The sequence below is a fragment of the Phytoactinopolyspora mesophila genome (assembly GCF_010122465.1).
In the GTDB taxonomy this organism is placed as follows: Bacteria; Actinomycetota; Actinomycetes; order Jiangellales; family Jiangellaceae; genus Phytoactinopolyspora; species Phytoactinopolyspora mesophila.
On sequence record NZ_WLZY01000006.1, the window covers coordinates 1 to 19,291 of the forward strand.

General features: G+C 65.6%; 20 protein-coding genes. 18 read left to right on the forward strand and 2 right to left on the reverse strand.

The window, feature by feature from the left end:
* The first annotated feature begins 845 nt into the window (after window positions 1-845).
* The 13 genes from F7O44_RS17115 to rdgB all read left to right on the forward strand — a co-directional run bounded on the left by F7O44_RS17115 (window position 846) and on the right by rdgB (window position 10,332).
* A complete protein-coding gene (locus tag F7O44_RS17115; protein ID WP_222851446.1) occupies window positions 846-1,967 on the forward strand; it encodes a GGDEF domain-containing protein in 1,122 nt (373 codons plus the stop codon).
* 209 nt (window positions 1,968-2,176) lie between these two features.
* The gene (locus F7O44_RS17120; RefSeq protein WP_281353596.1) at window positions 2,177-2,362 is read left to right on the forward strand and encodes a hypothetical protein; all 186 of its coding nucleotides are present in this window, start codon (window positions 2,177-2,179) and stop codon (window positions 2,360-2,362) included.
* On the forward strand, window positions 2,359-2,793 hold the full coding sequence (locus tag F7O44_RS17125) for a TA system VapC family ribonuclease toxin (RefSeq protein ID WP_162451510.1): 435 nt from the start codon (window positions 2,359-2,361) through the stop codon (window positions 2,791-2,793). Before F7O44_RS17120 ends, F7O44_RS17125 begins: the two co-directional genes overlap by 4 nt.
* A gap of 191 nt (window positions 2,794-2,984) precedes the next feature.
* Window positions 2,985-3,422 (forward strand): carboxymuconolactone decarboxylase family protein, encoded by a 438-nt coding sequence (locus F7O44_RS17130; RefSeq protein ID WP_162451511.1) that lies wholly within the window; start codon window positions 2,985-2,987, stop codon window positions 3,420-3,422.
* Entirely contained in the window at window positions 3,377-4,348 is a 972-nt protein-coding gene (gene sigJ, locus F7O44_RS17135) for an RNA polymerase sigma factor SigJ (RefSeq protein WP_222851447.1), read from the forward strand. The genes F7O44_RS17130 and sigJ overlap by 46 nt, the downstream gene beginning before the upstream one ends.
* A gap of 53 nt (window positions 4,349-4,401) precedes the next feature.
* Window positions 4,402-4,812 carry a Mov34/MPN/PAD-1 family protein gene (locus F7O44_RS17140; protein ID WP_162451512.1) on the forward strand — a complete coding sequence of 137 codons (411 nt, stop codon included), beginning with the start codon at window positions 4,402-4,404 and terminating at the stop codon, window positions 4,810-4,812.
* Between the two features lie 186 nt (window positions 4,813-4,998).
* Window positions 4,999-5,274, forward strand: a complete 276-nt coding sequence (locus F7O44_RS17145; protein ID WP_162451513.1) for a MoaD/ThiS family protein — start codon at window positions 4,999-5,001, stop codon at window positions 5,272-5,274.
* A gap of 15 nt (window positions 5,275-5,289) precedes the next feature.
* Window positions 5,290-6,237, forward strand: a complete 948-nt coding sequence (locus F7O44_RS17150; RefSeq protein ID WP_162451514.1) for a PLP-dependent cysteine synthase family protein — start codon at window positions 5,290-5,292, stop codon at window positions 6,235-6,237.
* Window positions 6,238-6,340: 103 nt separating this feature from the next.
* The gene (gene murI, locus F7O44_RS17155; RefSeq protein WP_162451515.1) at window positions 6,341-7,186 is read left to right on the forward strand and encodes a glutamate racemase; all 846 of its coding nucleotides are present in this window, start codon (window positions 6,341-6,343) and stop codon (window positions 7,184-7,186) included.
* A gap of 88 nt (window positions 7,187-7,274) precedes the next feature.
* Window positions 7,275-8,030: an MBL fold metallo-hydrolase gene (locus F7O44_RS17160; protein WP_162451516.1), complete on the forward strand. Its 756-nt coding sequence runs from the start codon at window positions 7,275-7,277 to the stop codon at window positions 8,028-8,030.
* A gap of 17 nt (window positions 8,031-8,047) precedes the next feature.
* On the forward strand, window positions 8,048-8,788 hold the full coding sequence (locus tag F7O44_RS17165) for a PIG-L deacetylase family protein (RefSeq protein ID WP_162451517.1): 741 nt from the start codon (window positions 8,048-8,050) through the stop codon (window positions 8,786-8,788).
* A 198-nt stretch (window positions 8,789-8,986) separates the two neighbouring features.
* On the forward strand, window positions 8,987-9,709 hold the full coding sequence (gene rph, locus F7O44_RS17170; protein ID WP_162451518.1) for a ribonuclease PH: 723 nt from the start codon (window positions 8,987-8,989) through the stop codon (window positions 9,707-9,709).
* Entirely contained in the window at window positions 9,706-10,332 is a 627-nt protein-coding gene (gene rdgB, locus F7O44_RS17175) for an RdgB/HAM1 family non-canonical purine NTP pyrophosphatase (protein WP_162451519.1), read from the forward strand. Before rph ends, rdgB begins: the two co-directional genes overlap by 4 nt.
* A gap of 34 nt (window positions 10,333-10,366) precedes the next feature.
* Here the strand turns inward: rdgB and F7O44_RS17180 are convergent, their stop codons facing one another.
* Window positions 10,367-11,107, reverse strand: coding sequence for a phenylalanine--tRNA ligase beta subunit-related protein (locus F7O44_RS17180; protein WP_162451520.1), 741 nt, complete (start codon window positions 11,105-11,107; stop codon window positions 10,367-10,369).
* Between the two features lie 203 nt (window positions 11,108-11,310).
* Between F7O44_RS17180 and F7O44_RS17185 the strand changes: the two genes are divergently transcribed.
* Window positions 11,311-12,993 (forward strand): molybdopterin-dependent oxidoreductase, encoded by a 1,683-nt coding sequence (locus F7O44_RS17185; RefSeq protein ID WP_162451521.1) that lies wholly within the window; start codon window positions 11,311-11,313, stop codon window positions 12,991-12,993.
* 202 nt (window positions 12,994-13,195) lie between these two features.
* Window positions 13,196-14,131 (forward strand): aldo/keto reductase, encoded by a 936-nt coding sequence (locus F7O44_RS17190; RefSeq protein WP_162451839.1) that lies wholly within the window; start codon window positions 13,196-13,198, stop codon window positions 14,129-14,131.
* Here the strand turns inward: F7O44_RS17190 and pepN are convergent, their stop codons facing one another.
* Window positions 14,132-16,690 carry an aminopeptidase N gene (gene pepN / locus F7O44_RS17195; RefSeq protein ID WP_162451522.1) on the reverse strand — a complete coding sequence of 853 codons (2,559 nt, stop codon included), beginning with the start codon at window positions 16,688-16,690 and terminating at the stop codon, window positions 14,132-14,134.
* 211 nt (window positions 16,691-16,901) lie between these two features.
* Here pepN and F7O44_RS17200 point away from each other — a divergent pair, with 211 nt between their 5' ends.
* The 3 genes from F7O44_RS17200 to F7O44_RS17210 all read left to right on the forward strand — a co-directional run bounded on the left by F7O44_RS17200 (window position 16,902) and on the right by F7O44_RS17210 (window position 19,290).
* Complete coding sequence (locus tag F7O44_RS17200) at window positions 16,902-17,561, forward strand: mycothiol-dependent nitroreductase Rv2466c family protein (protein ID WP_162451523.1); 660 nt, start codon at window positions 16,902-16,904, stop codon at window positions 17,559-17,561.
* Window positions 17,562-17,772: 211 nt separating this feature from the next.
* Window positions 17,773-18,285 (forward strand): ribose-5-phosphate isomerase, encoded by a 513-nt coding sequence (locus F7O44_RS17205; protein ID WP_162451524.1) that lies wholly within the window; start codon window positions 17,773-17,775, stop codon window positions 18,283-18,285.
* Between the two features lie 177 nt (window positions 18,286-18,462).
* Window positions 18,463-19,290, forward strand: a complete 828-nt coding sequence (locus tag F7O44_RS17210; protein WP_162451525.1) for an Fpg/Nei family DNA glycosylase — start codon at window positions 18,463-18,465, stop codon at window positions 19,288-19,290.
* The last annotated feature ends 1 nt before the right edge of the window (window position 19,291 follow it).

A 19,291-nucleotide genomic window follows, 5' to 3' on the forward strand; every position in this document is an offset into this window, starting at 1 on the left:
GGTTCTCCTTTGTGGGGTGGGGTTGTGGGGTCGGTGGGTGGGTTACCAGTGGTTGTCGCGCATGGGGGTTCTCCTTTGTGGGGTGGGGTTGTGGGTGGTTACGGGGTCCAGTGGTTGTCGCGCATGGTGGGGTTCCTTTCTGTGGGGTGGGGTTGTGGGTGGTTACGGGGTCCAGTGGTTGTCGCGCATGGTGGGGTTCCTTTCTGTGGGGTGGGGTTGTGGGTGGTTACGGGGTCCAGTGGTTGTCGCGCATGGCGGGTTCCTTTCTGTGGGGTGGCGTTGGCGTGGCGAGCGCGCGAGGTGTTTGGAGGTTGTTGCTTGTCGCATCAACCCCCATTCCGCGGCTCCGCCTGGAACTTCCGGGTCTCTCGAGCGGTGTGGCAGCACACGGCGGACTTGGGCCAGCTATCTGTGGTTCGTCAGATGCCGCATCGGCGATTCCCTACTGTTCCTCGGCCCGGACGCGTACGATGACGCAAGCTGCCGCGCCCGATAACGTATCCATTGTCCATATTCGGGGGCGACGGCGGTCCCTCAGCAAGCTACGATAGGAACGCTTGGTCACGGGGACTGGTTATCTGCGACGGCGGAGGCAGGTGCGCGTGATGAGTCGACCACGAAGGTGGTCTGGGGGCTGGGCCCTTTGGCAGTTGCCGAGCCCGCTGCTCGCCTACGTGTTGGGTGTCAACTTCCTCGCAGCTGTGGTAGCGCTCGCGACAGCCTTCACTGTGCCAGTTGAGCTTGAGGATCTACGTCTATTCGCTGTGCTCATCGTCTGTGTGTGGCTTGCAACCGAGCTGACGCGACATGTCGATCGGAAGCGCGAATACTCTCGCCTTAGCTCCGTGGCGTATGTCGACACCAAGGCCGTCTGGACGTTTGCCGCAGTGATCGTCCTACCGCTGCCGCTTGTGACGCTGTTGATTATCGTCAACTACTGGATCTCCTGGAGCAGGGTTCAGCTTATTTCCAGGAATAACCTGAAGCATCGCTGGGTCTTCTCCTGCTCAACCGTTCTGAACGGGGCTTATGCGGCTTCGTTCGTATTAGCGCATGGGATGAGCGCTTACCCAGGCCCGCCGGCGAGTTCGGCGCCCGCAGCGTTCGTAGACCTGGGGGTCATTGTCGTTGCTGGACTGCTTCGGTGGATTATCAATGCCGGGATGGTCATGGCTGCTATTGCGATCTCGGACGCTTCCCGGCGTGTGCGCGACTTGTTCACAAACTTTAGCCAGCAGTTCCTTGAGCTGGGCGCTTACGGCTTGGGGTTAGTGGTAGCCGTCATTCTTGTAGCGAATCCATTCGTGTTGCCGGGCGTAATTGTCGCGATCGTTGTTCTTCATCGCAGCGCATTGGTCAATCAGTATCAGCGTGCTTCTCGCCAAGATACGAAGACCGGACTTGCCTCGGCCGGATGGTGGCACGAGTTCGCCGAGCAGACTTTGGCACGCACCGACGATCGTGGCTCGACGATGGGCTTGCTCATGGTCGATCTCGACCACTTCAAACGCATCAACGACACCTACGGCCACCCGTTCGGTGACGAGGTACTTCAAGCTGTCGCACTCGAACTTCAGGCCGAGGTCCGAGATGACGATGCATGCGGCCGTTGGGGCGGTGAAGAGTTCGCCGTCGTGTTGCCGGACGTGGGTAGCGAGGATTCGTTGAAGCGCGTCGCCGAGCGAATCAGGCTGCGTATCGAGTCGCTGACGCTTCAGCCGCCGGGCGACGTCGGGCTCGGAGATACCGTCAACTTGACCGCGTCGATCGGTGGCGCGGTGTATCCGGCGAAAGGCATCTCCACGCTCGACGAACTCCTGCTAGCTGCCGATTCGGCACTGTATGAGGCGAAGAACAGCGGACGGAATCGGGTTTGCCTGAGCCCGGCCGGGCCCAAGCCCGTCGTCCAAGAGCCTCCAGGGGAGGATCTGCCGGGAATAATCCCGCCTGGACCGAGCCCGAACTGACACGCCCACGTAGGCGCCACGGCGCGGTGGCGCCCTCAATCGCCGTTCTGCGAGCCGATGGGGCAGCCGGGCGCGTCACTCACACTTGCCTCCGGCATCTTGACGCTCTTCGGGCAAGGCATCATGATGTCAATATGCGAACCACCTTGACTCTCGATGAGGACGTCGCTCGATTGATTGAGGAAGCAGTCCATCAGCAGCGTCGGCCGATGAAACAGGTGGTTAACGACGCGCTGCGGCGAGCTCTGACACCTCCGCGGACTGACCAGGCCATATACAAGGTCGTTCCTCATCACTCGGGCATCCGGCCCGGGGTCGACCTAGCCGGCTTGAACCGCTTGGCTGACGAGATCGAGGACGAACCGACGGTCGGTAAGGCGCTGCGCTCGTCGTGATCATCCCTGACGTCAACTTGCTGCTGTACGCGACTATCGACGGCTTTCCTCAGCATCAGCCTGCGCGTGCGTGGTTGGAGGAGACGCTCAACGGCACGACGCCAGTCGGTCTGACCTCTCCGGCCGTGTTCGGCTTCTTGCGGCTGGTGACCAACCCGCGAGTCCTCGAATCGCCGATGGCGATCACAGATGCGACCCGCCATGTGCGGGACTGGTTGGCCCAGCCGCGCGTCGATCTGCTGACGCCGGGGCCAAAACATCTGGACATTGCCTTGGGTCTGCTGGACGGCATGGGAACAGCGGCAAACCTCACCACCGACGCCCAGCTGGCGGCATACGCCATCGAAGAGCGGGCGGAACTGCATTCCAACGACGCGGACTTCGGCCGGTTTGCTGACCTGATGTGGATCAATCCGCTCAGTGCTCGTTGAGTCCACGCCGGCTCCCTCACTCTCCGAGATCTCACGGGGAGGGTGACACGCTGGAGGTAACGATCACCAGCACGGCGCGTGGGCGCTAAGCGCCGTGTGTGGCGGATCACATCGGGCTTTGTCACGCGCGACCTCGCCGGAGCTGTCGTCAGGGTGAGTCCATCAATGACCGACACGACAGGAGACTGCACATGAGTCAGCGAATCGACCTTGCAGTGGCTGCGCCCGAGGGGTTCCGCGCTGTGCTCGCGTTGGAGAAGTACGTCAGCACGAACGTTGAACCCACTGTGTTTCACCTGATCAAACTGCGTGCTTCCATGACCAATGGGTGTGCATTCTGCGTGGACATGCACAGCGGGGACGCCCTGGCGGCAGGCGAGGACAGCCGTCGGCTGTTCGCGGTGGCTGCCTGGCGGGACGCGCCCTTCTTCTCCGACCGGGAGCGTGCCGCGCTGGCGTTGACGGACGCTGTCACCGAGCTAGGCGAGCACGGCGTCCCCGATGACGTCTGGGATGCGGCGGCGGCATTCTGGAATGAGAGAGAATTGGCCGACCTGGTGCTCACGATTGGGACAATCAACTTGTGGAACCGCATCGCCGTGCCAACGCGGAAGGCGCCCCCGGAGTAGCCGTGACCGGCCTCTGTGCGGCAGGCACCTCGGCGAATGATGTCTCGCCTGCGGCTGGCGCTGTTGATGCTGCCGAGCAGCTTCAACAGCATCGGCCGATGCTGTTCGGGGTGGCATACCGGCTGCTCGGCAGCGTCTCCGAGGCGGACGACGTCCTGCAGGACGCGTTCTTGAAATGGCTGAACGTCGAACGCGATCGGATCCGGGAACCGCGTCGTTACCTGACCAGGATCGTCACCAGGCTGGCGATCGACCGGCTGCAGGCTCGGGCTGCCCAGAACACGTACGTCGGTTCGTGGCTCCCTGAACCGGTGCCAACCGAGGCGGCGTCGTGGCTCGATCCGCTGGAGACTTCCGTTCAGCGAGACTCGGTGGCGACTGCCACCATGCATCTGATGGAGCGTCTCGACCCGGTGGAACGGGCCGTCTTCGTGCTCCGGCAGGCGTTCGAGCTGCCTTATGCCGAGATCGCCGAGACGGTGGAACGCACAGCCGAGCATTGCCGGCAACTGCACCGGCGCGCGTCGCAACGGATCGGCCAGGATCGCCGCCGTTTCCGGCCAAGCCGGCGTGAACACGCCAGGCTGCTCGAACGATTTCTCGAAGCCGCCCGCGACGGGGACCTGGCGGCGCTGCGGACGGTGCTGCGCGATGACGTCGTCGTCTGGTCCGACAGCGGCGGCAAGGCCAGGGCCGCGCGCAACGCCGTCCACGGCCTGGACCGAGTAAGCCGGTTCTTCGCCGGCATTTACAGCCGCAACACGTTCGCGATCACACCGATCGAGCTCAACGGCTCCCCGGGCGCAGTGCTCCAGGCCGAGGGGACGACCCACGCCATCACCTTCGCGGTCGCCGACGACGTGATCAGCGGAGTCTTCCTGGTTGTCAACCCGGACAAGCTGACCGCCTTCCAGCCCGCCGAGTGACGCCCGCGAGGCCGGGACCCGGCCTCGCGGGCGGAGGTTCGTATGCTGTCGAGGTGCTGACCATCCGCCGCGAAATCGTCGACGCCATCATCGAACATGCCCGCCGCGACCACCCCGACGAAGCGTGTGGCGTCGTGGCTGGCCCGGCCGGGTCGGATCGCCCGGAGCGGTTCATCCCGATGCTCAACGCCGCGCGCTCGCCTACGTTCTACGAGTTCGATTCGATGGACTTGCTGCGGCTGTACCGGGAGATGGACGAGCGCGACGAAGACCCCGTCGTGATCTATCACTCGCACACGGCCACGGAAGCGTACCCGTCCCGCACGGATATCTCGATCGCATCCGAGCCGTTCGCCCATTACGTGCTCGTGTCCACCCGCGACGACCATCACACCGAATTCCGCTCGTTCCGCATCGCCGACGGCGACGTGACCGAGGAGAAAGTCAAGATCATCGAACCCTGAGGGCTGGCGTGACGGTTGCCAGCGGTGTGGTCAGCCGGTGGCAACGTGCCGGAGGCCCGACGGGCGTCGGCGCACAGCGCTCGGGAATGATAGGGCCGTTGTGAATGTTGGCGTGAATGTCCGCGTCCTTTCGGGACTGACACGTCAGCTGCTTGAGCCAACCGAGACCACTGGGAGCTAGATTCGATGGCCGTCGAGGTCCGTATCCCCACGATCCTGCGTCAATACACCGGCGGCGCCAAGGTCGTCGAAGGCAGCGGCGACACCCTGTCGGCGCTCATCGACGATCTCGAGTCGCGCCACCAAGGCTTGCGTGATCGGCTGATCGACAACGGTGAGCTGCGCCGGTTCGTCAACGTCTATCTGAACGACGAAGACATCCGCTTTCTCGACGGGCTGAAGACACCACTCTCTGACGGCGACTCGGTGACCGTGCTGCCCGCCGTGGCCGGCGGCGCCTGAGACGACACCGATCCGATGCGCTACGAGTCCCTACTTGCCTCGCTCGGCCGGACTCCGCTGGTCGGGCTTCCGCGGCTGTCCCCGTCCGCCGAGGTCCGGTTGTGGGCGAAGTTGGAGGACCGCAACCCGACCGGTTCGGTGAAGGATCGCCCGGCCCTGCGGATGATCGAAGCGGCCGAAGCGGCAGGCCAGCTCACACCAGGTTGCACCATCCTCGAACCGACGTCCGGCAACACCGGAATCTCGCTGGCGATGGCCGCGAAGCTGAAGGGGTACCAGCTCATCTGTGTCATGCCGGAGAACACGTCTGAGGAGCGACGCCAGCTGCTGCGGATGTGGGGAGCGCAGATCATCCCGTCCCCGGCCGCGGGCGGGTCCAACGAAGCAGTACGAGTGGCCAAAGGGCTCGCCGCCGAGCACCCTGACTGGGTCATGTTGTACCAGTACGGCAACCCGGCCAATGCAGCTGCTCACTACGAGACCACCGGCCCGGAGCTGCTCGAAGACCTCCCGGAGATCACCCATTTCGTCGCTGGGCTCGGCACCACCGGCACCCTGATGGGCGTCGGCCGATATTTGCGGGAGAAGGTCCCGGGCGTGCAGATCGTCGCGGCGGAGCCGCGGTACGGCGAGCTCGTGTACGGGTTGCGCAACCTCGACGAAGGCTTCGTGCCAGAGCTGTACGACGAGTCGGTGCTCACTTCGCGCTTCTCGGTGGGCCCACGGGACGCGGTCAAACGGACTCGTGAGTTGCTCGAACACGAGGGAATCTTCGCGGGCATCTCCACCGGCGCCGTCGTGCACGCCGCGCTGGGTGTCGCCCGGAAGGCGGCAGCGGCCGGTGAACGCGCGGACATCGCGTTCGTCGTCGCTGACGCCGGCTGGAAATACCTCTCCACCGGCGCCTATGAAGGCACCCTCGACGATGCCGAGGACAAACTCGACGGTCAGCTCTGGGCTTGAGCCGGAGCGACGTCGACCACCTTGACTGCCGGCCAGGCGCACGACGTGTCGTTGGACACTTTTCATAATCATGAAGCCGCAAAGCGCGTAATCTCAGGGATCGATGAACGACGCAGCGGACAATGACGCGCCGATCGGCATCTTCGATAGCGGCGTCGGTGGGCTCACCGTCGCACGCGCGGTGCTGGACCAGCTGCCGCACGAGTCAGTTCTCTATGTCGGTGACACCGCTCGCACCCCCTACGGTCCGCAGCCGATCGCCCAAGTACGCGCCTATGCGTTGGAGATTCTCGACACGTTGGTGGCCGAAGGCGTGAAGATGCTGGTCATCGCCTGCAATACGGCCAGCAGCGCGATGTTGCGTGATGCTCGTGAGCGGTACGACGTTCCTGTAGTCGAGGTCATCCAGCCCGCGGTGCGCCGCGCGGTCGCGGCGACGCGCAACGGGCACATCGGCGTCATCGGGACGCGGGCCACTGTCAATTCCAAAGCCTACGAAGACTCGTTCGCCGCGGCTCCCCAACTGCGCATCACTACACAGGCTTGCCCCCGGTTCGTCGAGTTCGTCGAGAAGGGAATCACGCACGGCCCCGAGCTGGAGCGTGTGGCCCATGGTTATCTCGACGACGTCCGCCGTGCGGGCGTGGACACGCTGGTGCTCGGGTGTACCCACTATCCGATGCTCACCGGCGTCGTCTCCTATGTGATGGGTGACGCCGTCACCCTCGTCAGCAGTGCGGAAGAGACGGCTAAGGATGTGTACCGGGTGCTCACCTCAGAGAACCTCCTGCGAGCGGACGCATTGCCGGCTCCGGATCATCAGTTCCGGTCGACCGGCGATCCGCATTCGTTCGGCAAGCTCGCACACCGGTTCCTCGGGCCGGAGATCGGCGTGGTCGAGGAGACGGCGGAGTTTCCGGTGATCAGTCGGGAGGTGACCGTGTCGTGACGGTCGTGCTGTTGAGGATGGAAAGCTCTGGTGCGCCGACGGATCCGGTCTCCAGTTCGGTCAACGCGGCACGGGTGGAGGTGGCCGCATGCGGCTGACGGTTCTGGGGTGCTCGGGATCGTTGCCGGGACCGGCGTCGTCCGCGTCGTCGTACCTCGTCGAAGCCGGTACCACACGCGTCGTTGTCGATCTGGGTAACGGCGCGCTGAGTGAACTCCAACGCCAGGTGGGCAGCGAAGGCCTAGGCGAGATCGATGCCGTACTGATCAGTCACCTGCATCCCGACCATTTCATGGACCTGTGCGGCTATTACGTCGCCTTGCGTTACGGTCCCCACCAACCTCGTCGGCGAGTCCCCGTCTGGGGGCCGGAGAATACCGCGGAGCGGCTGGCTGTCGCTTACGGTGAGGACCCGGATCCGGGCATGTCCAACGAGTTCGAGTTTCGCGCCTACCCCGGCGGTGGATTCACCGTCGGTGAGCTGAACGTGCGGGTGAGCCGGGTGGCGCATCCCGTCCCTGCCTATGCGATCAGGCTCGAGCACGGCGACCAAACCCTGGTCTACTCCGGTGATACCGGCCCGACCCAAGCCCTCGTGGACCTGGCCCGGGGGGCGGATCTGCTCCTGTGTGAGGCCGCCTTCCGCGAAGGTGAGGACAACCCTCCCGACTTGCACCTGACCGGCCGCGAGGCCGGGGAGCACGCCCGGCAGGCCGGAGTGAGACGGCTTGTGGTCACTCACGTGCCACCATGGGGAGACGCCGAAGAGGCAGTGGCGGAGGCCCGGACGGCGTTCGCCGGGCCGGTGGAGGCCGCACGCACTGGTGCCACGTTCGAGCTCTGAGGGAGGGGAACGTCTCAATGACTGACACCCAGGCAGCACCGGAACCGCTCGAGCCGTTACCTGAGGATTGGCAGCGGGCGCTGTTCATCGCCCCGCACCCTGACGACATCGAGTACGGCGCGGCAGCCGCCGTGGCCCGATGGACGGCGCAAGGCAAGACCGTCATCTACTCGATGATCACCAGCGGCGAAGCCGGCATCGACGCGATACCACCGGAAGTGGCCGGCCCGATCCGCGAACAGGAACAGCGCGCCTCGGCGCGCATCGTGGGCGTGGACGACGTCGAGTTCCTCGGCTTCTCCGACGGCGTGCTCGAGTATGGTCTGCCGCTGCGTCGTGCCCTGTCTCGTTCGATTCGGCAGCACCGCCCGGAGATCGTGCTGACCGGCAATTTCCGCGAGACTTATGGCGGTGAGTTTCTCAACCAGGCCGATCACATCGCCGGTGGCCGCGCTGTGCTCGATGCTGTGCGTGACGCCGGGAACCGTTGGGTTTTCCGTGAGTTGCTGGATGAAGGACTCGAGCCGTGGAACGGTGTCCGGGCGGTCTGGGCGGCGGCATCGCCGGAAGGACGCCACGCCGTCGACACCACGGAGACGTTCGAGCTGGGCCTGGAATCGTTGCGGGCGCACCGGCAGTACCTGGAAGGGCTCGGCGACGGCATGGATCCGGCCGAGTTCCTGGAGGGTTTCGCTCGCCAGGCCGGCACCCGCCTGGGGTGCCGCTACGCAAGCAGCTTCGAGGTCTTCCCGATTTAGCGGTCGCGCGGGTCCTTAGTGCCGGGCACGGGTGCACCAACCCGTGTTGATCATGGGCACCTGCCGGTGTTCAAACGATTCAACTCTGCTTTTGCCCATGATCAACACGGAGTTGTGGGTGCGAGTGGTAGATCAGGACACAGCCATCCGACCGGCCCGGCTGTGTCCCCTGTCGGTAGGCGTCGATAGCCTCGGCCTATGACTCGAATTGACGGCCGTAGCGCCGATGAACTCCGGCAGGTCCGCTTCACCCGCGGATGGCTCGATCACGCCGAGGGTTCGGTCCTCGTCGAGTTCGGCAAGACACGGGTGCTGTGCGCCGTCTCGGCCACCGAAGGCGTGCCACGCTGGCGCAAAGGATCCGGCCAGGGGTGGGTCACCGCTGAGTACGCGATGCTGCCCCGCTCCACCAACACCCGGTCTGACCGCGAGTCGATCAAGGGTCGGGTGGGTGGCCGCACGCACGAGATCTCCCGGCTGGTGGGCCGCTCGCTACGCGGCGTCGTTGACATGTCGGTTCTCGGCGAGAACACGCTGATGGTGGACTGCGACGTACTTCAGGCCGACGGCGGAACCCGTACGGCCGCGATCACCGGAGCTTACGTCGCGCTGCACGACGCCGTGACCTGGCTGCGCGAACACAGCCTGCTTGCGGGTGAGAACGTGCTGCACGATTCGATCGCCGCGATCTCCGTGGGTGTCGTCGACGGTGAGCCGTTGCTGGACCTGAACTACCAAGAGGACGTGCGCGCCGACACCGACATGAATGTGGTGATGACCGGCGCCGGCACGTACATCGAGGTGCAGGGCACGGCCGAGGCCGCGCCGTTCGCCCGGTCGGAGCTGGATTCACTGCTCGGATTGGCCGAGACAGGCTGTGCGCGGTTGACCGAACTCCAGCGGCAGGCCTTGGCCTCATGACGGCAACGCCACCGCGGGTGGTGCTGGCCTCCCGCAACGAACACAAGGTGGTCGAGATACGCCGGATTCTCGGTGATGCGGGAGCGCCTCTCGATCTGGTGGGTGTCACGGAATTTCCCGACGTCGACGACGTCGTTGAGTCCGGCCTGACGTTCACCGAGAACGCGCTGCTCAAAGCTCGGACAGTGGCTGAGGTCACCGGGTTGCCGGCGCTGGCCGACGACTCGGGGATCAGCGTCGATGCCATGAACGGCATGCCTGGTGTGTTCTCCGGGCGATGGTGCGGACGCCATGGTGACGATGCAGCGAACTTGGAACTGTTGCTGGGCCAGTTACGCGACGTCCCGGACGAGCACCGTGGCGCGGCCTTCGTCTGTGTCGCGGCGTTCGTCGACCCGCGCGATCCGGCCACCGGTCAGGAGATAGTCCAGGAGGGCCGCCTGCCCGGAACCCTGTTGCGAGAGCCGCGTGGTGCCGGCGGTTTCGGCTATGACCCCATCTTCGTTCCGGAAGGCGACACCCGCGCGACGGCCGAGATGACACCCGAGGAGAAGAACGCGATCAGCCACCGGGGCCGGGCTTTCCGCGCCATTGCCCCGCTGCTGTTCGACCGCCTTGGCTGATCGTCAACCTATGCCAGGCGCGGCATGCCACCTGTCACGAGGTGACATGCTGCGCGGGTGAGAAGTCGAACCGGGGCTGCTGGTGGGTCAGTATCGCCGTGGCCGGGACAACCGCCCAGATAGTGTTCAGCGCGTTTGTCAGCGTCGCCGTGAGTTCCTGAATGTCGGTAAGGGCCGATTCGTGTAGAGCTTCGGCAACGATCAACACGGAGTCCGTTGCGTCGTTGACCGCGGAATAGCCGCTTTGCCGGTTCGTCCACCGCCGCGCGTGTGCTCGCCCGGCGCTGTCCGCGAAGATCACTTCGCCTGGTGCCGGGTTCTCGATCTCTCCGGAGAATGTCGTGTACTGCTCGTCGCCGCTGGCATGACGGACCTCGAGCGGCCAGGTGATCTTTGAAACGTCCAGCACCGCCACCGGCGTCGCGAAAGCGACCGATGCCGCATTGCAGAGGTCGATCAGCGGATGAATCCGCGGCAGGGCGCCCTCCTTTCGCAGGCGACGCAGCAACGACTCGGAGGCGCACCGGAACTGGGTGGGCTTGAGCCCCATCCGCGAGAACGCGCGACGCCAGGCCTGCACCTCAGGCAGTTCGCTCTCCGATGCTGCCGAGAGCCGTGAGCTGGCGATTCCGGTGAGATGTTCCACGGGGCCGCTGACATCGGCGTCAGCGCTGATGCCGACGGCGAAGAGCACCCCCGCCGCCAGCCGGGGATGCTCTGCCCGAAGTTGGCTTGCATGGTGGAAGGTGTGTGTGGCTGATCGCTCTGCATTCACGGGCCGATCCTGTCAGCCGGGCCGGTCCGGCTGACAGAGCCAGCCAGTTGCCGTTTCTCTGGGCCACATGGCGCTGTTCCGGCTGTGCTGCGCGTTTTGACCCGGGTGCCTGAGATCGCCGCCGATCACGAGTGTCCTTAAAGGTTGATGACGATCGGGGAGGGGGCGGACACAATGGTCCGAAAAGGGCGCATCATCGGAGGATGAACGCCCACCCGAACGTCGATGCACCGGGCGCGCCTCAGGACGGCCGGCCCAGCAATGGACGCCGGCGGAATTGGTCACGGCTGCGCGGGAGCGCTGCGCCCAGCCGGCGCTGGACCGCGTTGAGCGGGGTGGCGGCGATCGCGTTGGGCATCGGTGTGGCGGAGCTCGTCGCGGGGGCCATGTCTCGCGCTGCCGCATCGCCCATCGCGGCCGTCGGGGATTGGTTCATCGAGGTAGTGCCGGGCTGGCTGGCCGACGCGGCGATCTCGTTGTTCGGTACGGCGGACAAGCTGGCGCTGGGCTTCGGGATCGCCGTCGTCCTGTCCCTCATCGGTGCCGGCGCCGGGTTCCTCACAGCCTGGGCGCGGCCCGCCGGAGTGGCGGCCGGCGTGCTGCTCGTCGGTGTCGCCGCGTCGGTGGTCGCTTCCCGCCCGGATACGTCGGGGACCGACCTCGTGCCCATGCTCGTCGGTGGCTGCGTCGCGTTGCCGGTACTCGTGTGGCTGGTCGGGCGCGCCGTGGCAGGCTCTGGGAACGACGATGACCGAAGCGGCCGATCGGCCGGCGAACACGGCAGCAGCGGGCACGACGGCCCGGACAGCGCTGGGACCGACGTCGCGCGCCGCGTGTTCCTCCGCAGCGCCGGCGGCATCATGGCGCTTGCGGTGGCAGCGGGCGCCGTCGGCCGGTGGATCGGCGGCAGCAGGGGTGTGGTCGAAGCGTCGCGGGAAGAACTCGCCGTAGATATCGATCTCCCAAGCCCTGACGTGCCGCCCGGCGTCGACCTCCAAGTGCCGGACGCCGAGCCCTGGCGCACTCCGAACGAAGACTTCTACCGCATAGACACAGCGTTCCAGCTTCCTCTGCTGACGCCCGAAGACTGGCGGCTGCGAATCCGTGGGCTGGTGGAGCAGGAGGTAGAACTCGACTACGACGCGCTGATCAGCATGGGACTCGTCGATCGATGGGTGACCCTGGCCTGTGTCTCCAACCAGGTGGGTGGCAGTCTGATCGGCAACGCGCTCTGGACCGGTGTGCCGGTAGCCGACGTGTTGGCTCTGGCCCGGCCGCTCGCCGAGGCGGACGCGGTGCTGTCGACATCACACGACGGGTGGAACTGCGGCACACCGCTCGAGGCACTGACTGACGGGCGGGACTCCTTGCTGGCGGTCGGGATGAACGGTGAACCGCTCCCGGTCGAGCACGGCTTCCCGGTGCGTATGGTGGTGCCCGGCCTCTACGGGTACGTGAGCGCCACCAAGTGGGTGGTCGAGCTGGAGGTCAGCCGATTCGACAGCTTCGACGCGTACTGGACCACTCGCGGGTGGTCGGAACGCGGGCCTATCAAGGTGTCCTCGAGAATCGATGTGCCGCGTCATCAAGCCAGAGTGGCTGCGGGCACGGTTGTCGTCGCTGGTTCGGCCTGGGCTCAGAACCGCGGCATCGAGCGGGTGGAGGTCAAGATCGACGGCGGCGGCTGGCAATCGGCTGACCTGGGTGCGGTCCTCACCGACGACACCTGGCGACAGTGGGCGTTTGCGTGGGAGGCCGCGCCGGGCGAACACGCGCTCGAGGTCCGGGCGACGACGGCCGACGGGGAGGAACAGACCGGCGTCGTCGCGCAGCCCGCGCCCGACGGCGCCACCGGCTGGCACCGAATCTCGGTCAACGTCGCCTGAGACCGAAACCTTGGAACCCGCGTGAACAGAGGCTCGCACTCGTCACGGATGACCTTCGCCGGAGTTCAGCCGCCACTTCAATACCGCCAGGTTGTGCTCCCGGCCGATCTCGGGCCCGAACACAACCTGGCGGTATTGAAGTGGGGCATGTTGGCCTGGGGGAGCGCCGCACGGCTAGGTAGGCTCAGACACCGTGACTGAAATGCGACACCGCCAGTTGGGCGAATCCGGATTGACCGTTTCCGTCGTCGGCCTCGGGTGCAATGCGTTCGGCTCCCGGATAGATGCCGACACCACCCGTGCCGTCGTCGACACCGCACTCGACCAGGGCATCACCCTTTTCGACACCGCAGACATCTACGGACAGGGGGAAAGCGAGACCCTGCTCGGCAAGTCGTTGGGCCGGCGGCGCGACGACGTGATCGTGGCCACCAAGTTCGGTATGGACATGCAAGGTTCGAATGGGCCGGATTGGGGCGTGCGAGGCTCCCGCCGCTACATTCGCAAGGCCGTCGAAGCGAGCCTGAAACGCCTAGGCACTGATTGGATCGACCTCTATCAGATGCACGCTCCCGATCCGCGGACTCCGATCGAGGAGACGCTCGGGGCCCTGCACGAGCTGGTTGTCGAAGGCAAGGTCCGCTATGTCGGCTCGTCGAACTTTGCCGCCTGGCAAGTCACCGACGCCGACTGGGTGGCTCGTTCCAGCGGGTTCGACCGTTTCATCAGCGCCCAGAACAAGTACTCCCTTTACGACCGCTCTGCCGAGGCCGAACTCGTGCCGGCGGCCGAGCACGCCGGCGTCGGCATCCTGCCGTTCTTCCCGCTGGAGTTCGGCCTGCTGACCGGAAAGTACAAGCGCGGGCACGCGGCACCGGAGGACAGCCGGCTGGCCACCCAGCCGGCCCGGCTCGAAGGCGCCGACTTCGACGTGATCGAAGCGCTGGAGCGCTACGCGGCGGAGCGGAGTATCGGGATTCTCGACGTCGCGATCGGCGGGTTGGCCGCGAAGCCGGCCGTGGCATCGGTCATCGCCGGGGCCACCAAACCTGAGCAGATCGTGGCCAACGTCGAGGCTGCCGCATGGCGGCCGACGCCGGAGGATCTCGCCGCGCTCGAGGAGATCGCCGCGGGCTGATCATGGTGCGGCCTCGCGGTCGCAGGCTTGTGCTCGCAGCGCCCGGTCGAGGTCAGCAAGTCCTTCGACGACGAGCCGCCGCGCGGCTTGGGGCAATTCGTCCACCGTGTCCAGCCACTCCCGGACCCGCGATGCGGTGCTGGCGTCGGCGAGCAGCCGGGGGAACAGCCCTTGAATGATCGTCTGGGCGGAGTCATTGGTCCGCTCTGCCCAGACGCGGGGCACAGCTTCGAGGTAGTGGTCGACGTAGGGCAGCAGGAGCGTGCGCTGCTCAGGCTGGGCGAATCCCTGCACCGTGGCGGTGAGCAGGGCATTCGGAAGCTCGTCGGTCTCGACGGCGCTCAGCCAGGCGTCGAGCTTGGCTTGCTCGGTGGGCCGGGCGGCGCGAGCCATGGTGGCATGCCGTTCGCCGCTGGCGGTGTTGTCGCGTTCGAGCTCGGCGTCGATGTCGTCGTCCGAGGCGTGGCCGATGATCACCAGCCGCTGCAGCAGATGCCACCGTAGGTCGGTGTCCACCGCCAGGCCCGGCAGGATGTCTTCCGAGCCGTTCAGCAGGGCCCACAGATCTGCGGCGTGCTCTTCACTGGCGACCGACGACGCCCAAGCCCGGGTGAATGCCAGCTGGGCGTCGCTGGCGGGCTCGGCGGAGCTGGCCAGCTCCCGCAGCCCGGTCACCCACCGTGCCGAGAGCCGCATCCGTTCAGCTGGATCGGCATACAAGAGGATCGCCATCCTGGCGGTCTGGAGAACGTGCTGGACAACCGTGATGGCGCTCTCGCTCCCGATGCCGCGCAGCACGAGCTCAACATAGTCACGGGTGGGGAGCTCGGCATCGCGCAGCATGTCCGTCATTGCCGTCCAGCACAGCGCACGGGGCAGTGACGGCAGGGTAGCGATGGAATCCACCACGGTCTGCCGGGAGACCTCATCGAGCCGGACCTTGGCGAAGGTGAGGTCGTCGTCGTTGATGAGCAGGAGGGCGGCTCGTGGTTCGCCTACCAGCTCGGGCACGTTGGTGCGCTCGCCGGACACGTCGAGTTCTACCCTCGTGCGGCGTACCAGCCGGCCGGAGTCGTCGAGATCGTAGAGGCCGACGGCGACCCGATGTGAGCGTAGCGTCGGGTGGCTCGGATCAGCGGTCTGTTCGATGGCGACGGAGGCATACGTGCCGTCGTTCATGGTGACCGCCGGGCGCAGCGTGTTGACACCGGCGGTCTGCAACCATTCTTGTCCCCAGCCGGACAGGTCCCGCCCGCTTTGCTCTTCCAGGTGGGCGAACAGATCGGCCAGGGTGGTGTTGCCCCACGCGTGCTGGGTGAAGTAGGCCTGGACGCCGTCAAGGAACTGCTCGCGCCCCACCCACGCGACCAGCTGTTTCAGCACGCTCGCGCCTTTGGCGTAGGTGATGCCGTCGAAATTCACCTGAACATCCTCGAGATCGCGGATGTCCGCCGAGACCGGATGTGTGGAGGGGAGCTGGTCCTGTCGGAGAGCCCACAGCTTCTCGGTGACGGCGAATGTCGTCCACGACTCCTCCCACCTCGTGGCTTCGCTCTGTGCGAGGACACTGGCCCAGGTGGCGAACGACTCGTTCAGCCACAGGTCGTCCCACCACTTCATGGTCACCAGGTCGCCGAACCACATGTGGGCAAGTTCGTGCAGTATCACCTCCGCGCGGCGCTCGAATGCGGCGTCGGTGACGCGGCTGCGGAAGACGTACTCGTCGCGGATTGTGACGGCTCCGGCATTCTCCATGGCTCCCGCGTTGAACTCGGGAACGAACAGCTGGTCGTACTTGGCGAACGGATAGGGGAGCCCGAACACATCCTCGAAGAAGCCGAACCCGCGCTTGGTGACGTCGAACAACTCGTCCGGGTCGAGGTGCTCGGCCAGCGACTTCCGGCAGAACAATCCGAGCGGCACGGTGCCGTTGCGGCCGATGTATTCATCACGCACCTCGTGGTACGGCCCGGCGACGATGGCCGCGATGTACGGCGACATGACTGGCGTCGTTTCGAAGCGCCAGCGTCTCACTCCGTCGCGGACGTCGCTTACCTCGGCCGCGGGAGAGTTGGACACCAAAACCCAGTGGGCCGGAGCGTCGACGGTGAAGGAGAACGTGCCCTTGAGGTCGGGCTGGTCGAAGCAGGCGAATACCCGACGCGCATCGGCCACCTCGAACTGCGAGTAGAGGTACACCTCGCCGTCGACCGGGTCGACGAAGCGGTGCAGACCTTCGCCTGTGCGCATATACGCCGCGTCGGCAACGACGGTGAGCTCATTGTTCTTGGTCAGCTTGGGCAACGTGACCCGGGAGCCGGTGAAGACCTCGGCAGAATCAAGCGGCACGCCGTTGAGCGTGACCTCATGCACGGCCGGCGCGATCAGATCCAGCCACGTCGAGGTGCCTTTTTCCGCTCTGAACCGTACGGTGGTGCTCGACCGGAAGGTCTTGTCGCCCGTCGTGAGATCGAGTTCCACGGCGTATTCGATGGACGACGATTGGACGTCTTCGGCGCGACCGCGGGCCTCGGCGCGGGTGAGATTGGTGCCAGTCATGGCTTTGATCCTGGCAGATGCCCGTCGGCGCGGGTAGCCGTTGAGGAGACTTGCGTGTCGTCGCGGGTGCGAAACGCGGCACGCTGGCGTGGAATCCGGCGACCGTCGGTGTGGTTGGACGGAGTAGGGACACGGCGATGGAGGAACCGACGGCGTTCCCGCGCTGGTGATCCTGGTGAGGTGATGGTTTCGTGACGATCAGAGGTGTGCTGTGACGTTTTCCACTGGACAGAACGACGTTTCCCCGGCCGCAGCCGGAGGGGAGGAGCCACAATCGGCCGACTTCTGGTTCGATCCGAGATGTCCGTGGGCATGGATCACCTCGCGGTGGATCCTCGAGGTCGAGAAGGTCCGCCCGATCCATGTGAGCTGGCATGTCATGTCTCTGGGGTATCTGAACCAGGACCGCGAGGTTTCCTCGGGCTATGCCCGCCTGCTGGCCGAGAGCTGGGGTCCGGTGCGGGTGATCACGGCTGCGAGTGAGCTGCACGGTGACGAGTACATCAAGCCGCTGTACGACGCGATGGGCGAGCGCATTCATCTGCGCGGGCAGAAGGACGACATTGAGGGTGTGATCCGCGAGTCGCTGGAAGAGGTGGGCCTCCCGGCTCGGCTGGCAGACTATGCCGATAGCGAAGACTACGACGACGCCCTCAAGAAGAGCCACCATGCCGGCATGGATCAGGTCGGGATGGAGGTTGGCACCCCGGTGATCGCCGTAGGCGGGTATGCGTTCTTCGGCCCAGTCATCACGCCCGCTCCGAAGGGGGAGGAAGCCGGCCGGCTCTGGGATGCGGTGGTGACTCTGGCCTCCTACGACGGGTTCTTCGAACTCAAGCGGACCCGGACCCGCGACCCTATCTTCGACTGACCGCGGCAGCCGCCGGGCCTACCCACCCAACCTCCACGGGGCACCCGCGCGCCTAAATGATCATGTTTGGTGGGTTTCCTCGTGCCTTGAGGTGCCTGCAGGCATGGTGACGCGCGAGAAAACCCACCAAACATGATCATTTAGCGGAGGGTGGCGAGGGGGCGGGGCACCCGAGACCGGTTCGGAGGGCTCGACATCTAAGGTAGGCGGCATGCGAGTCCACATTGGCACCGATCACGCCGGCTTCGACGTCAAGAACCACCTCGTGGAGGTGCTTCGGGGGGCCGGGCATGAGGTTATCGACCACGGCCCCTTCGTGTACGACGCCCTCGACGACTACCCCGTGTTCTGTCTACGCGCCGCCGAAGCCGTGGCGGCCGAGCCGGACAGCCTGGGTGTGGTCCTGGGAGGCTCGGGAAACGGCGAGCAGATGGCGGCGAACAAGGTCAAAGGTATTCGTGCCGCGCTTGCGTGGTCGGAAGACACCGCGAGACTGGCGCGAGAGCACAACGACGCACGGGTGGTCGCCATCGGCGCTCGGATGCATCCGGTCGACGACGTCGCGCGTTTCGTCGAGGTGTTCCTGGATACGGCCTATTCGCAGCAGGAGCGGCACACCAACCGGATCTTGATGCTCAGTCGCTACGAGGAGTCGGGGGAGCTTCCTCCGCTGCCGGGGCCGGCCGAGACTCCGGTGTCAACGACGGCGTCTCCACCGGCTTGAATCGCTGAACGCCGTTGGACTCGAGCTTCTCGAGCGCTTCCGCCAGCGTCTTCGGGTCGGGCCGGGACACGTCTCGGGCGCGCGTGGCGCGTGACACGTTGACCTGTGAACGGCGATCGACCTGATCGAGTCGTTGTTCGTCACGTGCTTCCCGGCTAGCCATAGAAAGGACAGTACGTGCCCGAAGGGCATACGATCCACCGGCTCGCCCGTGACCTGCATGCCACCTTCGCCGGGCGCGTGGTGGAGGTGAGTAGCCCGCAGGGACGGTTCAGCTCCGGCGCCGCGGTGATAGACGGCACCGTTCTTCATACGACGGACGCTCACGGCAAACATCTGTTCCTAGGGTTCGGCGCGGCCACGGAACGACGCTGGGTTCATGTACATCTCGGCCTGTATGGGAAGTTCCGGATCTCGCCCGGCCCGGCTGAACAACCGTGGGGAGAAGTGCGGATGCGGCTGGCGACGGCGACGGCCTATGCCGATCTTCGCGGGCCGACGCGCTGCCAGCTGGTGGATGACACCGACAAGCTGGCTGTGCACGAGCGCCTGGGGCCGGACCCGATCCGTGGTGACGATCCGGCGCACGCGTTGCGGCGGATCAGCCGTAGCAGAACGCCGATCGCCGTCTTGCTGATGGATCAGAAGGTGATGGCGGGGGTCGGCAACGCCTACCGGGCCGAAGTGCTGTTCCGCGCCGGGCTCGACCCCGCGACGCCTGGCCGGGACGTGGACCCCGTGGTGCTGAGCGGCATTTGGGCAGACCTCGTGCAACTGATGAACCATGGGGTGCGGACGGGCCGGATCGACACTGTCCGGCCGGAACACGAACCCGATGCCATGGGGAGACCACCGCGGGTCGATGCTCACGGCGGGGAGGTTTACGTCTATCGGCGAACTGGTTTGCCGTGTTTCCTATGCGGTACTGAGATCCGGACCCGCGAGGCGGCCGCCCGGAATCTATTTTGGTGTCCGAATTGCCAAGAACCGAGTCGGCAACAGTAGA